Origin of the sequence: Enterococcus sp. 3G6_DIV0642, from assembly GCF_002140635.1 — a bacterium.
Taxonomy (GTDB): domain Bacteria; phylum Bacillota; class Bacilli; order Lactobacillales; family Enterococcaceae; genus Enterococcus_D; species Enterococcus_D casseliflavus.
The window spans coordinates 1,763,121-1,778,875 of the sequence record NZ_NGLH01000001.1; the positions used below are offsets into that span (position 1 = coordinate 1,763,121).

Here is a 15,755-nt window from a genome sequence, read left to right on the forward strand (position 1 = left end):
ACCTCTTATCTATATAATACAAACATACGTTCTCTTTTGTAAAGCGAACAGATTTTTAAATTTCTGATTCTTCTATGAAACATCTAAAAAGTGCATCAAACAAGGGGATAGTGGCGGGTATCGTTTTTTTATACTATATATGTTATAATTTATCCTGAAGTAATCATGAACGTTTAGAAAATAGCTGGCGAAAAAGGAGAATAGTATGTCTGGATTAATCGTGGTCCTGCTTACGATCTACTTTGCAAGTAGGAAAGATAAAGAACAGTGGCTTTTTGATCCCAAACGATTGACTATTCTGGCGCTTATGTTTGTGATCGTCGGCATAAGTTGGGGCTTAAATGACAAAATAATGAAGGATCCTCGGAACCAAAATATTAGAAGTGATTTACTGTTTAATTATTCGTTCCCCTTATTGATAGGTATGCTAGGTCTATTTATCAAAGAAATACCACGGTGGGGACGGATCGTGACTTTGTCATTTGGCTTTATGATTATTGGGTATTTAGCTATGCACTATTTGATAGGGTTTCACAACCCGTATTGGGAAAATCTACAGCTAAGTCCATTGTATTGGCTACCAAGTGACTAGCCATACGAAAGTATCGCCAATGGAAACGAAAAAAAGCACTCCCTTTATTGAGTGCTTTTTTCGGCTAAATCACTGCAGCAAGATGTTTCTTTTCCCAAAAAATGGGTTGAACCTAAGTAGCAAGGGGGATCATATAAGGAGAAGTCACGACTGTTTGAATCAAACCGATTGATTCTTGACTAAACCGTGTCTTTTGATCATTGCCAAAGTAAAATATGCGACGAGCGTTCCTGCAATCCCAAAAAGTAAATCGATTCGATCAGGGGTGTTCATAAAGCCCAAGACAGTCTCGCTCAATAGATTGGCAATGAGTAAGAGCAGGGTCAATAGCGTGACGGCTTTAAATGGCGCACCTACGAGAAGCCAAAAGTACCCCAGTAAGCCAATAATCAAACTAATCGAAAAATTGGAGATATGAAGATAAAAGTCAGGATACATCGAAGTAAAGAAAGAAACGTCCAAGTACTTTGATAAGTAGAGGAAGAGGGCTGTGAACACGAAAAGCAAGTAGAGGAGTGACGCCCAGATTTTTGGTAAAAAGACTAGCTTTAATTGCTTCTTCTTTTTCATTATTATTCTCCTTTTAAAATTGTCAGCTTATACGGATGGAATTGCTTTTATCGGGTGTTAATTACACAGTGGAAAAAACAAGCTGCAAACCAGGCAAATCAGTAGTCTGCAACTCATTAATGGTAAAATGAGTTGAGGTGATAAAATGACAATAATAAACAATCAGCGATTATGGTTAGGTATAGGGATAGAAATTATTTTGCTCATATCATTCAGCATGATTATGTATTTCATCCTGACGAGTGGCAACTTGAAGCAAAACCCGTTCAGCAGTCGACGAAAAGGAAAAATAAGCTTATGGGTAGCTGCTGGTTTGATTTCACTTGCCATGATTCTAGTATTCCAAGGAATGATCAACGGCGCTTTATTCAGACTTTTTTAGCAAAATATGGACGTTTATGTCGACCTATGAACATTACAATTATATTAAATAACGAAATACCCTAAATTATCTACATGATTTTAGGGTTCTTTTTTATCGAATCATGTAATAGATATTTGCTGGCATTTGCAACGTCTAACTACTTGTGTAAGAACTTTGAAATGGATTGGCTATATATGAATAAAGTTCTAGGTAAAAGCTCAAAGATTTTCAACATGATTATAGCATACAATCAAACCGATTGGTTCGTGAATCAAGGCTGATAGCTTGATTCTGTATTTGCTGAGATAAAAAAGACGAATCCGTATGTAACTTGCTACAAGACCGTTAACAATCTGTTGATTAGTAAATCCAAAAAGAATCTGAAGAAACTTGTAAAATAAGAAATTCTTAGCTTTAGTTAAATTTTAGATGAATTAGAGACAATTTTCTGATAAAAGTCATTCGGAGGGAGGTGAAATGATGCAAAATTGACTTGAACTGTCTAAAATATCACGAACTCTTTTTCGAATATAACTTTGTATAATATATATTATGTAAACTAAAATATAAAATTTTTCGAACACCGTATTTAACTGGTAATTTTACGGCTCTCCTCCCTCTTATTTAGGAATATTTCCTTTAAATTCACCTAATTGGCAGCATAATCCAAAAAAATGGTTATTTGAGCGATAGTTTTTGTTTGTTCTAGGTCTGATAAGAAAATCAACTGACAAATTATACCTGTACCTTTGTCTGTATTTGATCTTGTTGATTCTTGAATCTTTGAATTCAAGGTTTGTTTGCAGCTGCTGGCCAAACTCAATGAATCAGTCAAGTATCGTTGTTCACGATCTTATCAGTAATGATTCGCACTTAACCCAGCAAATTTGTGCTAACTAATAGCCTAATGGGAATCTTGATCACAGGCAAACCAGCAACGATAAACAAGAAACATTTCGTTGCGTTCAGTTTTCACTTAAACGGATCAGATTCCCATAGCGAGTCCTAATCAAGGGTGCACAGTCATCTAAGTACAAGTTTCGTTTTGTTGCTGCCAATAAAGCAATGACAGCTACGGAAAGTTTCAAACTATGTAATACAGGATCGCCGAAAAGACAATGATCAAAATGACCAAGACAACGATTAGTTGATTTAAACGTCGAATAAGCAGGTTTTTCTTGTTTTTTTCAAATTCTTTTCCTTCATTTCGATAATATTCTCTATCTTTTGTTCCCACGAGCGCCAACTCCTTTTCCCTGATTTTATCACTATCCTGAAAACAATGGGTGCAATCAAGGTGTTTTGTACAATAAATGGCAGTATTTTGTTAGAGCCTACAATCGTATGCGTATAGCGACTAAATAAGACGACTGACGAGTTCCAAGTGATTCATAACGGCAGCTTTCCGAATAACGCCCATACCAGGAAACGCCCCTTGCTGATAAGCAGCAACTAATAGCTGCAGCCCAGCTGTTTGCGTAGGATACTCTTCCTCATGCTGTAACAAAGCTTCCATGACTTCGAAAAACTTTTCTTTCTGACTTGGTAATTCTTCCTCAGAAAATAAGTGAACGATTCGCAAGTCTTGCTCTGCTGTCGGATAGATCCAATGCAAAACCAACCGTTTTGAGGGATAACTGTGCTCATAATAAATTTTGCTATCGACAGAAAAATCACTAAATCCCGCATAGCCCAATTTATGATAAAGATGATGGGTTTTTGAAAATCCTTCGTCTGGACATTCTGTATAAAAACTATTTTTAGGTAAACGGGTAAACGGATCTTCCATCAGTAGTTTCGGGCCGTTGATTTTATTTAACAAACGAAACTCTTTGCTTACCAGCACCGGCAGCGTATTTTCCCGCCAATCACTAGCGAGTGCTTGGTCCGCTTGATGGATGATCCAAAGATCAGGCTTTTCTTCCACTGTCTCAATGGGGCGATCTACGATCATTGCTTTAGGGGCAGCAACATTTTGCAACTCTGCTAACCCCTCTGCCGTCAGAAAAGCTCCCGCCTGTGGATTGCGAACCAGATAAAAAGGATGCTGCTTCCTTTGAAACAGGTCAATGGTCGTCCAAAACGTTTTTGATTGCTTGACTGGTTCAATGATCGGCTGGATCGCGTCTGACAAACAATCTTGTTCCAACAGTGCTTTCAACGCCAATAAATCAAATTGTTTTCCACGAATATACGGGAAGTACATCTTCTTCTCTCCTTCTTACTCGCCTGATAAAAAACGTTTTTCCAGCGCTTCATAGGCTGATCTCGTAGCGGCCAATTCTTCTTTCAAGGCTTCGATCGCTTGCAGCTGAGTATCTTCAATAAATCGATCATAGTAATTGACTCCACCACCGAACAAGTCATACTCAGGCTGACGTTTCTTCAGTTCTTGGTACAAACGTTCTGTTGAAAATACCCGCAATCCTCGAGCAGTCTGTTTTGCTTTGCCGACTTCTCGCGCTTGTGCCGAAATCAACCGAAACAATAAGGCATTTTCTGGAACCTGCAGCTCTTGCCGTTGGGGCTTCTTTTCGACACTGAAATACCCTTTGCTGCCCGATTCTTTTTCAAGAAATGCATGATAGACCAGAACACCAATTGTAGGTCCAATCTGATCTTTGACTTTCTCATACAATGCCTTGGGTAAGACAAAATAATTATAATTCCCAATAAAGGATAGTTTTGCTTTTGAGCGAAAATCTGCCAAACTAACTTTGAGTTCGTAGCAACGCCATTCAAACGTGTTTTCAGTCGTCAAGCGACAACTCAAAGTATCCACGATGCCGTGATCATCTGGCATGACTACCTCTTCTACCACAATATCACTGTTTTCCCGACAATAATAATAAAGTGCCTCTTCCATTTCTAAAGTTAAGGATGTCTTCACAAATTCACGACCTTTGTCTTGTTTCACCTATTATAAAACATATGTTCGCATTTTGGAAGAGGGAAATAAAAGCAGCCTATCATCCTCTCACCCATTCGGGCATCCGTTAACGAGAATCTCTTCAACCATCTTCTTTGTACCGCGGAATCGTAACAAAAAAAGCAGCAAGAGCACACCAAGTTGAGCGATTAATAGACCTTTAAAGGGAAATTCAAAAGTAAAGCCTGCGGGAAGATGAAAGAAATGGAAAAAATCCTGCAGTGCTTTTTGACTAAGCCACAGACCGCTGACAAGCCCTATCAAACTAATAACAATGCTTTGAATGCCTACAAAGAAAAGCTCTTCAAAGGTGATTAACAACGGAGACTGTCCTAACAACAACCGAATACTCAGAGATTGCTGCTCCTCCCCCATCAAATGAAAACGATACATGTGATTGCAGTGCCATAAAAAGGCGGCGATCAAGCCTATAGTTAGAACGCCTAGTACGAAGCGTAGCAACTGCAAAAAGAAAAGCCAACTGGCATACGTGAGATCCATCTGATTCTCACTGCTATTTGTTTCATATTGTAGCCATTGATGAAAAAACACTAGCCAATGCTCTGCAAAGATGGCGATGATCAGTAGAAGAATCGCCAATACACCACTCATCAGCAAACTGCGCCTACGAAGTGCTGCGTGCCAGCCGAATTGGCAAGGATAGTAGAAGTACCGCCATTTGTTCATGATAACCCTCCTTTTGGCGTCTATTTTACAGAACTTTCCAAATTTAGACAAATATCATCTTGTTTACATAATATAATTATAATCAAAAAAAGAGTGCGGCATGCAGTCCACACTCTTTTCCCTTTAGCTATCGACGTTTACAAATACCTTGTCAGTAGCTGCAACAAACGCTGCGGAAATTCTGTTAGATTGGAAAGATCAATAAAGCGTTCTTCCCCATAAATCGCTTTGATCACCTCTTTGTCTTGCCCAATAGCAGCTGCAAGAAACAGCACCCCTTGTCGTTCATAGTCAGCGATCACCTGCTGAATATCTTCTTTGGCTTTTACCCCTGTATAATCAGGAAGAGCTTTTGGCTGGCCATCACTGATATTCAAGAGTAATTTAGTGGTTGCCGGCTGATGAGCGAGCTTTTCAGCTAGCACACGCAAGACAGCTCCATCACGGTTATTTTGCCGAGGCTTCATTGTCATGAGTTTCTCTGGCACAAATTCAAAGCCTTCATTAAATTCTTTGTATGCAAAAAGCGAGGTTTTTTCACGAGCGGTCACGTCCGCTGTGTCGCCATAGATCATCAATGGCAAAGATAAACGTTCGGCAAAAGCATTCACCGCTAAGACCGCCTGTTGGGCATACAATATCCGATCTTCTCGAATCATCGAACCTGATTCATCGATGCGCAAAGCAAGAGCTAAGGAAGGCTGTTCGTGAGGTGGATTCTTCTTGTCAAAGGTCCGGAAATCCTGATACGCAACCTTGCTGGCATCAAAGCGTGTACCACTGTACTTACCTTTACTGTATGCCGAAGCTTGTTCGTTTTCCAATACTTCTTGGGTTTGCTTGATCAATGACTCTACGATCGGCAGCAACGGCTGCAAACGCTGTTGGGCTTCAGTCGCTTTTTCTAAATCGACGGGTGGTCGATGAACGATCAGCCCTTCTTTGGCATGGATCGATTCTTTCAATGCTTGTCGTGCTGCCTTTGATGCCGTGGTTTTCTTTTCTTTCTCCTGGGCTTCATACGCTTCTATGGACAAAGAATGAGAAGCAGGAGCTGCCTCTTGTGTCTCACTCCCAGCTTTTGCTTGGCCATCATGACTATTGCGTTCTAGTTCTTCTGAAAACGTCGCCTCAGTTGCTGCGCTTTTCGCTTCTTGTTTGTCAGAATCACTGGTTTCCATCGTTTCCGCCTCAGTTTCTTGATTGACGGTCTCAAGGACTTGCTCATTTTTTAGGATGGGCGTGCCTTCTTCCACTACATTGCGTTGGTCAGCCTCTTCGCTGCTGATTCGGCGTCCTTTGATTTGTTCTTTAAAGGCATTTAGCGGTTGTCCAGAAAACAAAAGCCGCAATTGCGCCAATAATCCTGAAGCTTCTAACGCCTGTTGTAACAGAGAAAGCTCATTTGGATCGGTAGTGATTTTGTAGAGCACTTTGCTATCAATTGCTGTAAAGGGATCTTGTCCTTGTTTGACTGCATTTAACCAATAAAAATAAGAACGCATGCCCGCCACCCCTTTGATGGCGTTGGCTTTGGCGGTCACGTCTAGTAATCGTATGATTTCAGCCATTTTCTCTGCAGTCGTTTTGTCCGGATAATTGGTTTTGGCAATGCCTCGCTGCACCATGACTGCTAGCTCAGGTAAATCCATTTTTTCAGCGTGCTGCATCCGATCTCGCAAGGATTCGTTCAAGGGGCGGTTACCTTGGTAATTCCGATTCGTTGTGATGATCACCACACAGTCAGGGTGTCGTCGAACAAAGCCAGTCGGGATATTTAGCATCCCGTTTTGTTCAAGGGCCGAGTTTAGTGCCACTAGTACCGAAGCATCACGAATGACCGTTGGCTCTTGAATCTCAAGCAAGTAGCCTTTTTCCAGCGCCCGTACGATTTCGGAGGGATAAAATTTGTATTGAATCGTCGGTTGCTGATCACTGGTTTCAATCCGTTCGATCAGTTCCGCAAATTTCGCCCGTGCCCGCTCACGAGTCAAGGAAAAATGCCGCTGGATCAATGCCAAGACATCTTCAAAACAATCACTTTGATAAATCGCATCCAGCAAGTCCTTGTCCTCTTCTTGGTCGGTGTTGATCACTGGTAACAAAGCACCAAATACATCTGACTTATCCATATCCGCAAAGCAGGTGATTTTGGTGTAGGGCAGTTGCAAGTCGGCAGAAAGTGCCTTTGCCAACTGGGTCTTACCAGACCCAGCATCGCCTTCCAGCAACACATTGAAGATCTTCATCTCTGGATCCGCCCAATTCAACGCGATCTCTGAAGCAATTCGTAGTTCTTCAGCACTGGTCTGATGACTTTGTGGTTTTTTCCAAATCATGGTTTGTTCTAATTTGCTAAAAGCGCGTCCTTTCGTTACAACAAAAGACGGTTGATTTTGTGTCATGGCAATCTGCTCCTTTTCTTAATAACCTAGCTCATCTAAAAGCCGCTTTAGGATTTTGAAGCGTTCGCCGTATAGCTCGCCATCTTTTTGCAAGGAATCATAAAAAAGTAGAATGTCTTCATCGATCTTAGGATTTTCGGTGTCTACTTCAACGGTCATACGATTTCCTTGTAAGCCAATGATCTCGATCAACGGATTTTCAGGATCGTAAAACTTTTCATGGCGATAAGCCTCTTGAAAATACAAACTAGATTGCGCCACTAAGATTGCTAGATCTAAGATTCTAGTGAGCGGTAGTTCTTCTGACTGACGAGACCATTTTTCACCTGTGTGGCGCCAAACCTTGCCTGAGATATCGACTTTTCCCCGGTCGTTCCATTGTGCCAATCCGAGGGAAAGACCTTTTGCATCCGTATGTAACGCATTTTTTCCGTCAACAGTATCATAGTCTTCCACTTTAATGACGGGCTTATGTTTCAAGTTTTCTGGTATTTTCATTGTTCTCACTCCTTGTTTAGTAAATTACTAATTTACTAGATAGAGTAAGTATAATGAGGAAGCTGGTTTGGAACAAGCAAAAGGTCTTTTCTAGTAGCTAGGGACAGATGTCTATAGAAAAAGCACTTGATAAGAAGCATCTAAAAACAAACGCTCTTAAAAAGTGCTTTTTATGACGCATTACTTCACTAACTCAATTGATTGAAAAAATGGCGCAACGCTTGTTTTCTCTGATGTGTAAGCTGCGCTTTAGGAATGCCTTGGATCGCCCCTTCAATGCCGTAGAGCATATGCAAGCAAGCGCCCGCATCGCATTGTTGGCGGATAGCTAGAAAAACCTCTTCGACCGTTTTTGTGCGTAGTTGTTCAGGAGTATTGATGCCGATACGTACCAGGTGATCCGCTAAAACCTGACCTACATTTGGTAACTTTTGCAGTTCATTCATAGGTTTCTCCTTTTTGATTGTTGTCATCCTGCCCGTCTTCCTCTTGACGAACCAATGCATAGAGCTTCATATCGAACAGCTGCTGGTTTTTCTCCGCATGCTTTCGCAAGACGCCTTCTAACGTAAAACCTGCCTTTTCCAACACACGACAAGAGGAATGATTCTTCGCAAAAGATTCTGCAGACATACGAACAATAGTTGATGTAGTAAATACATAGTCACATAGTTGCTGAACAGCTTGGGTCATCAAGCCTTTTCCCCAATACTCTTGTGCAATAGAGTAGCCAATCTCAGCCGTTCTATAATGGATATTTTCTTTGCGAACAGCACGGATACTGCCGACTGCTCGGTCATCCACAGTGATCGCAAAGGCAAATTCTGCTTCCTCCACAGATCGAATATAGGCTTGTGCATCTGCGACCGTATAGGGGAATGGCAACCCATCTCGTAAATAATCGTGGATGTTTTGATTATTTAACGCATGGGCTAAATCTTGCGCATCGCTCATTTGCCACCTTCTTAAGGAACACTTCATAGCAATTCCTCCTTTGTCAGTCCTTCATTTTGATCCTATTGTACGAGTTTGCGTGTTTTTTTACAAGCGAATCTCAAAAAAGCAGAAAAAAGAACCAGCTAGACAAACGTCTAACTGGTTCTTACATACAATGTCTTGAAAAGATAAAGGCGTGAATGAACATAGAAAAAATAATAATTATTGCGCTGAAATAGCGATCCCAATGGCTTTTTCTCCTAAATGCGTGCCGATAACTGGTCCGAAGTGACCAATCTCAATTTCTGCATTTGGGTATTTCGCTTGTAGCTTCGCTTTTTCTTCTTTCGCTACTTCTAAATTATTGGCGTGGATTACATAAAATTTAACAGGCAATGCGATTTCTTGCTCCCGTTGACCAATGATATCTTCTGCGCGATTGAATGCTTTTTTACTGGAACGAATGCGCTCGTAAAGCACAATTTTTCCTTGATCAAAGGTCAAGATCGGTTTGATTTTTAATAATCCGCCAATCAAGGCTGCCCCATTGGTTAAGCGACCGCCGCGAACCAAGTTATTCAAGTCGTCCACGATTAGATAGGCATAGGTATTGTCTCTGATAGTGTCCAGATGGGAAATGATCTCTTCTACGGTTTTGCCTTGACTTGATAGATCAAGAGCGGTTTCTACCATGTGACCCATCGGCATACTTGTGATTTTCGAATCGTAAGGAATGATTTGAACGCCTTCGATTTCATCGGTGATTCCATAAAGCGTTCCGATAAATCCAGAGATCCCGCTTGATAAGTGGATACTAATGATCGTGTCGTAACCGCGATCTTTCAATGACTCATATAAGGCTAACACTTCCCCTAATACCGGTTGAGAAGTGGTTGGGAATTCTTTGCTGTTTTTCAGCAAAGCGTAATACTCATCAGCTTCAATGTCGATACCTTCATTGTAGACTTTTCCATCTAAAATAACAGGAATCGGTATGATAAACAAATCTTCATGGTTTTTGATCCGTTCCGGCAGATAAGCTGTACTGTCAGTAACAACGGCTAATTTCATTCTTTTTCCTCGTTTCAACAAATTTCAAACGTCATTAATAATATAGCATAAATTTACTTACTTTCAAATGGTTTTCAGAACTTTTCATTCTGCTTACTCATTAAGAAAATTCCTGATCGCTTGTTGATTGGTTTCAAGATTGACGACTAACACACTTCCGGCACTCGCACTTGAACCGTATTGCCAAGAGTCAGCGACTGGGACAGTCAAGCTGTCGACTCCTCCCGCCCCTCGAGCAATCGAGAAGGTATTTTTTAATAGGAAAGACATTGGCAGGTTGGTGGAAGCATAGCCTAAGACTTTTCCAGCTGCATAAGGCAATTTTAAAATAGCTAAAGGATTTTTCATTTCGCTAAAGATCGCATCCATTACTTGCTGCTGTCGTCTTACACGACCGAAGTCACCTTCTTCGTCCATCCGAAAGCGTGCGTATTGCAACAGCTCAAGCCCATTCATTTGTTGTTGCCCTTGCTTGATGGCAACTTCAAGATTTTTACTCATATCTTTTTCCGCGTTGATAGCAACGCCTGAGGGAAACAATGTGTCGATCACTTTTTCAAAGGAACGAAAGTCAACTTTTGCATAATAGTTGGTTTCTAGCCCGAAGTTCTCCGCTAACGTTTGTCTAACCAAATCAGCACCACCAAAGGCATAAGCCGCATTGATCTTGTTTTCGCCATAACCGGGAATCGTAACTAAAGTATCCCGCATAAAGGAAAGTAGCTTCGGTTGCTTACTGGGACCATCTAATTGCAAAACCATAATAGTGTCTGCTCGTCCAGCTTCTCCTTCACGACTATCACTACCAATGAGCAATATATTCCGAGCACCATTTGCAGCGGCCGTACCATTAAAGGACTCTTCATCAGTCGTAGCAAAAGCAGCGTCACTTCTTGCGACTTGCTGACCGACAAGAAACGCAATCAATGAATAGGCAAAAAGCACCAATAGTACCCGAACCACAATACGCAGAACTGGGTGCTTCCGCTTTTTCTTTTGTTTGGGTTGCTTGGTCTTCTTAAGCTTTGACGGTTTTTGTTTGCTTTGTTCCTGGCTTTGATGCATCGCAGGCCTCTGAGCAGATAGCGGAGGGATCGCGCTTTTTCGTCCCTCAGATTTTATTGCTCCTACTTGTGACTGTTCTCGAGAACTTTGAGCCGCACGAGAGTCGCTTGCCCTAGGATGCTCGGTGTTTTGATAAGGAATGTCTCCTACTCGCTCATCAGCAGAAGAAGTAGAATCACTCGGTCTGACGCGCTGGTTTCTTCTTTTGGCTTCTCGACGGGCAAAGATACTTTCTTTGGCTGCCTGACTGGATTCCTTTTCTAGCCGTTCATGCAGTTTTTTATTTTTTTCCATCCTGCTCATTGCTTCTGATCCTCCAACTAAAAAATAGCTCTCTGTCTATAAGGATACCCTAGACCTTATAGAAAGAAAGCTATTTTCTGAAATTTTAACCTTTTTCTAGGAAATTTCTTCATATTTTACCTTAGATGCTTTGATGCACCTTGTCGTAAGCTCACAAATCCTGCTTGCTCATAAAATGATTTCACTTGGTTTGCCGACCAAAAGTTTAGTGAGAGATCATCGAAGCCTTTTTCCAGCGCAACATTTTCAGCAAATACCAACAATTGTTTTCCAATATGCATCCCTTGGTACCGAGGGTCAACAGCGATCGCTGCAATTTCCAGCCACTTTCGTTCATGCATCATCGCATTTTGTGGCAAACAGACCTCTTGAAGATGCACAAAGCCACAAGGCTGGTCCGCCAACCAAGCGATAAAAAAGTGGTGGCTTGGCTCTTGCAGCTGCTGTGTGATTGCTTGTTCAAATCTTGACTGATCAAAGGGCTTAAAAATCGTTGGGTACCATTGATGGTGCTGTGTTTGGATCTCTTTATGAAACGTTGCTAAAAGGGTTTCATCATGGCTAAATTTTATTTTGACTTGAGTCATTTTTTGTCACTTCCTCAACAACATTTACGGAATACACGCCGAGAAGATGGACTTGACCACCCAACAACTGAATCTCTTCAAAGGCATTTACAATCAGTTGCCACGGCTTGTCCATCACCAGATCGATCACGAAAAAGTATTCCCCTAAGGTGGTTTTTGAAGGCCGCGATTCAATTTTGCTTAAATCAATTTCTCGCCAGCCAAAGGTTGCTAAGATTTTGTGCAAGATCCCCGGTCGATTTGCTGGGAGCGTCACAAAAATCGTTGCTTTCTCAGCAGTCTGCTCTGGTAATTGGGTGTTTGCTGCTTTCTTCGTCAAAACCCAAAAACGGGTTTGATTAAAGGCAACATCTTGAATATTGGTTTTTTTGATCGTTAATTGATAGGCCAATGCCGCTTCTTTGGAAGCAATCGCCGCAACTGCTTCTTCTGGATGTTTTGCTACGTAGGCTGCTGCAGTCGTTGTGGAAGCAACCGCCTCAACAGTAGCTCCAGCAAATCGGGCTTCGATGAAGTCGGCACATTGCGCTAAGGCTTGCGGATGAGAAATTATCTTAGTGATGGGACGGTTGTCTTTTGCTGATTGCTGAGAAACTAACAATTGATGATTGATCGGTAAAATAACTTCCTGTTCGATGCTCAACTGATTTTGACGAAAGAGCGTATCAATCGTGGCATGAACAGATCCTTCTAATGAGTTCTCGTTCGGAACGACCGCGCGATCGATCACGCCGTTAGCTAGCGCTTGAATACAAAGAGGAATCGATCCATAGGGGATACAGGTATTTTCCGGATAAGCTTCTTGCGCAGCTAAATGCGTAAAGGAACTTTTCGGTCCTAAATAACCAATCTTCATTTTATGCACCCGCTTTGATCAAAATTTCCTGTACGATTTCTTCTGGTGCTTTGTTCGTCGTTTCAACGATCAATGAAGCAGTTTCTTCATAAAGAGGGATCCGAGGACGGTAAACAGCCAATATTTCTTCTGGTGATTTTGAGACGACTAAGGGACGAATGCTGCCATTATCCGCCTTTAAGCGATGAATCAGCTCCTCGGGATCTGTTTTTAAATACACGACGAGCGGCATCTCTTTTAAAAGTTGACGATTTTCTTCTTTTAATACGATGCCCCCACCAGTGGAAATAATTTGTTCCTTTGCCAAAGTTTTAGCTAAAATATCCGTTTCGATTTTGCGAAAGGCTTCCTCACCGTGTTGGTCGAAAAATTCTTGAATGGTCATGCCGATCTCAGCAACGATCAAGTCATCAAAATCCACATGAGACTGTTTCGTTTCTTCAGCCAAAAGACGACCAATCGTGGTTTTTCCAGCACCCATAAATCCAATTAATATCACTTTTTTCACTCGCTGTTTCCTCCTTTAGCCAAACGTGCGACATCCTCAAAAAAATCAGGATAAGAAACTGCTACGGCTTCGGCTTTTTCTAATTCTACCTCTTCATCTGTCAATAAGGCGGCAATTTGCAGCATCATGCCGATGCGATGGTCCCCCCGACTTGACACACGTCCGCCATGCAAAGGGGTTGGACCGTTGATGATCAACCCGTCCTCGGTGGGAGTGATGTCCGCCCCAAGTTTTGTCAACTCTTCGGCAGTTGCATCAATTCGGTTGGTTTCTTTTACTTTCAGTTCTTCCGCATCTTTGATCACCGTTTTGCCATGAGCCTGCGTGGCTAACAACGCAATGATCGGCAATTCATCGATCAAGCGTGGGATAATATCGCCAGCGATGGTTACTGCCTGCAAGGTAGAACTTCGAACGGTAAGGTCAGCTGATTGATTCTGATCGTCTTGATTGGAACAAGCAATCGAAGCACCCATCTCCTCTAGCACGTCAAGAATTCCTGTACGAGTGGGGTTGATCCCGACATTTTTTAAAACGATCTCACTTTCTGGCATAATCGCGCCGGCTGTTAGGAAAAAAGCAGCGGAGGAAATATCACCAGGAACAATTACTTCTTGTCCTTGGAGTGTTTGAGGTCCCGTCACAGTGATCGTTTTGCCTTGTGTTGTGATGACGCCACCGAATTGACGGATCATTTCTTCAGTATGGTTACGGCTCGCCTCTTTTTCAATAATCGTCGAGGTACCTTGTGCTTGCAATGCCGCAAAAATCAGCGCCGATTTTACTTGGGCACTTGCTACGGGCATCTGATAATTGATGGGCTGTAAAGAAGCAGTACCATTAACGGTGATCGGTGGGAACTCCGTCTGCTCATGCCCTCTCACATTGGCACCCATTTCTCTTAATGGCAGCATCACGCGATTCATTGGTCGTCTATTCAATGAGTCATCACCGAATAAGGTAGTTGTAAATGGCTGTCCAGCCAAAATCCCCATCATTAGACGAATCGTTGTACCAGAATTACCGATATCGATTGGTTCGTGGGCAGGCTTAAGGCCATTGAAGCCCTGTCCTTCAATCGTGATCGTCTGACCGTCATCATGGATCGGAACCCCTAATGATTGAAATGCATGAAGGGTGCTATAGCAGTCTTCTCCACGTAAGAAATTTCGGACAGTCGTTGTTCCTTCAGCTAACGCCCCGAACATGATACTGCGATGCGAGATCGATTTGTCAGCAGGGACCGCTATCGTCCCTTTTAAATGTGTTGCTTTTTTTAGTTTCATCCCAGCCTCCTATTTTTTTCGACACGAATAGGTCGTCTTGTTTTGGATCAGCTGCTCTGCTTGCAGCAAATCATTTTGCGTTTTAAATGAAATCTGTAAAACACCAATGATGTCTTCTCGAGTTTCAAGAATTTTTAAGTTGATCAAAGAGAGCTGATGTTCGCTCAATAGCCCCGTCACTTCAGCGACAACACCAGGATGATCCGGTACATCGATGAATAGATCATAAAATGCCGGGATCGCGCCATTTTGATGAACCGGCAATTGATCCCGTGTTTCCTTCGCGGATTCAAAGAACCGAAAGATCGCCCGTTCGTCTTTTTCTTGCAACCAGTGAGCCATGGTCGTCATTTGTTTTTGCCACTCATCGATCAGCTGCAGCAGTTCCTGTCGATTACTCAATAAGATATCGGTCCACATGCGAGGATCTGAAGAAGCGATGCGAGTGATATCGCGAAAACCGCCTGCTGCAAGTTGTTGCGCTCTGGGGTGGGCTTGGTTGAAAGCGTCTGCCTGATTGACTAATCCAGAAGCAATAATATGGGGCAAATGGCTCAACATCCCTGTGATTTGATCATGCTCTTTTGGCGCAAGCGCCACATATTTGGCTCTAGTGCCGCGAAAAAGCTCTTGCAGCTCTTCCATCCGCTGACTTTTCGTCGGTGTGAAGATATAGTAAGCATTCTCGAAAAGGTTCTCATCGGCTGCTGTGATCCCTGATTTATGAGAGCCAGCCATCGGATGGCCCCCAATAAAATCAAAGGAAAAGGACTCGGCGAATTGGGTGATTTCCGCTTTGGTACTGCCGGTGTCTGTTACTAGCACCGAAGGCTTTAATGAAAGTGTCCCCAGTTCGGCAAGATATTTTTTGGTGATCTCTACCGGCAATGCCAACAAAATCACGTCGGCACGGACAGCACCTTCTGAAAATGAAGGGGGCACTTCGTCTACTAAACTTGTCGCTAATGCGATCTCATTGGTTTCCTGACAATCCCAGCCCATCAAATGCACTTGCGGATGTGCCTTTTTGATACATTTTGCTAAGGAAGCGCCGATCAATCCTAGACCGGCGACAAAGATATTTTGGTTCATGAAAAG

At 42.3% G+C, this 15,755-nt stretch carries 16 protein-coding genes; 1 reads left to right on the forward strand and 15 read right to left on the reverse strand.

Annotated features, from left to right (window positions below):
* Positions 1–205: 205 nt before the first annotated feature.
* Positions 206–592, forward strand: a complete 387-nt coding sequence (locus A5878_RS08420; protein ID WP_086295387.1) for a hypothetical protein — start codon at positions 206–208, stop codon at positions 590–592.
* Between the two features lie 159 nt (positions 593–751).
* Here A5878_RS08420 and A5878_RS08425 read toward each other — a convergent pair whose 3' ends face one another.
* From A5878_RS08425 to A5878_RS08500, 15 genes are all read right to left on the reverse strand, one after another.
* A complete protein-coding gene (locus A5878_RS08425) occupies positions 752–1,162 on the reverse strand; it encodes a hypothetical protein (protein WP_074535832.1) in 411 nt (136 codons plus the stop codon).
* A gap of 1,721 nt (positions 1,163–2,883) precedes the next feature.
* A complete protein-coding gene (locus A5878_RS08435; protein ID WP_086295391.1) occupies positions 2,884–3,732 on the reverse strand; it encodes a sce7725 family protein in 849 nt (282 codons plus the stop codon).
* 15 nt (positions 3,733–3,747) lie between these two features.
* Positions 3,748–4,416 carry a hypothetical protein gene (locus A5878_RS08440; protein WP_074535825.1) on the reverse strand — a complete coding sequence of 223 codons (669 nt, stop codon included), beginning with the start codon at positions 4,414–4,416 and terminating at the stop codon, positions 3,748–3,750.
* 87 nt (positions 4,417–4,503) lie between these two features.
* Positions 4,504–5,142 (reverse strand): hypothetical protein, encoded by a 639-nt coding sequence (locus A5878_RS08445; RefSeq protein WP_086295393.1) that lies wholly within the window; start codon positions 5,140–5,142, stop codon positions 4,504–4,506.
* Between the two features lie 137 nt (positions 5,143–5,279).
* Positions 5,280–7,547 carry an AAA family ATPase gene (locus A5878_RS08450; protein ID WP_074535821.1) on the reverse strand — a complete coding sequence of 756 codons (2,268 nt, stop codon included), beginning with the start codon at positions 7,545–7,547 and terminating at the stop codon, positions 5,280–5,282.
* A gap of 18 nt (positions 7,548–7,565) precedes the next feature.
* Positions 7,566–8,045 (reverse strand): DUF6530 family protein, encoded by a 480-nt coding sequence (locus tag A5878_RS08455; protein ID WP_005235941.1) that lies wholly within the window; start codon positions 8,043–8,045, stop codon positions 7,566–7,568.
* 188 nt (positions 8,046–8,233) lie between these two features.
* Positions 8,234–8,491: a TfoX/Sxy family DNA transformation protein gene (locus tag A5878_RS08460; RefSeq protein WP_086295395.1), complete on the reverse strand. Its 258-nt coding sequence runs from the start codon at positions 8,489–8,491 to the stop codon at positions 8,234–8,236.
* Positions 8,484–9,026 (reverse strand): GNAT family N-acetyltransferase, encoded by a 543-nt coding sequence (locus A5878_RS08465; protein ID WP_179190638.1) that lies wholly within the window; start codon positions 9,024–9,026, stop codon positions 8,484–8,486. Before A5878_RS08465 ends, A5878_RS08460 begins: the two co-directional genes overlap by 8 nt.
* Before the next feature lie 177 nt (positions 9,027–9,203).
* A complete protein-coding gene (locus tag A5878_RS08470; protein ID WP_005235946.1) occupies positions 9,204–10,052 on the reverse strand; it encodes a DegV family protein in 849 nt (282 codons plus the stop codon).
* A gap of 93 nt (positions 10,053–10,145) precedes the next feature.
* On the reverse strand, positions 10,146–11,420 hold the full coding sequence (locus A5878_RS08475) for an LCP family protein (protein ID WP_086295399.1): 1,275 nt from the start codon (positions 11,418–11,420) through the stop codon (positions 10,146–10,148).
* Positions 11,421–11,536: 116 nt separating this feature from the next.
* Positions 11,537–12,007 carry a GNAT family N-acetyltransferase gene (locus A5878_RS08480; RefSeq protein ID WP_086295401.1) on the reverse strand — a complete coding sequence of 157 codons (471 nt, stop codon included), beginning with the start codon at positions 12,005–12,007 and terminating at the stop codon, positions 11,537–11,539.
* Complete coding sequence (pheA, locus tag A5878_RS08485; RefSeq protein ID WP_086295403.1) at positions 11,982–12,863, reverse strand: prephenate dehydratase; 882 nt, start codon at positions 12,861–12,863, stop codon at positions 11,982–11,984. Before pheA ends, A5878_RS08480 begins: the two co-directional genes overlap by 26 nt.
* A gap of 1 nt (position 12,864) precedes the next feature.
* Complete coding sequence (locus A5878_RS08490) at positions 12,865–13,371, reverse strand: shikimate kinase (protein ID WP_008379901.1); 507 nt, start codon at positions 13,369–13,371, stop codon at positions 12,865–12,867.
* Positions 13,368–14,657: a 3-phosphoshikimate 1-carboxyvinyltransferase gene (gene aroA, locus A5878_RS08495; protein ID WP_086295405.1), complete on the reverse strand. Its 1,290-nt coding sequence runs from the start codon at positions 14,655–14,657 to the stop codon at positions 13,368–13,370. The genes A5878_RS08490 and aroA overlap by 4 nt, the downstream gene beginning before the upstream one ends.
* A gap of 9 nt (positions 14,658–14,666) precedes the next feature.
* Positions 14,667–15,749, reverse strand: coding sequence for a prephenate dehydrogenase (locus tag A5878_RS08500; protein WP_167823256.1), 1,083 nt, complete (start codon positions 15,747–15,749; stop codon positions 14,667–14,669).
* Positions 15,750–15,755: the final 6 nt, after the last annotated feature.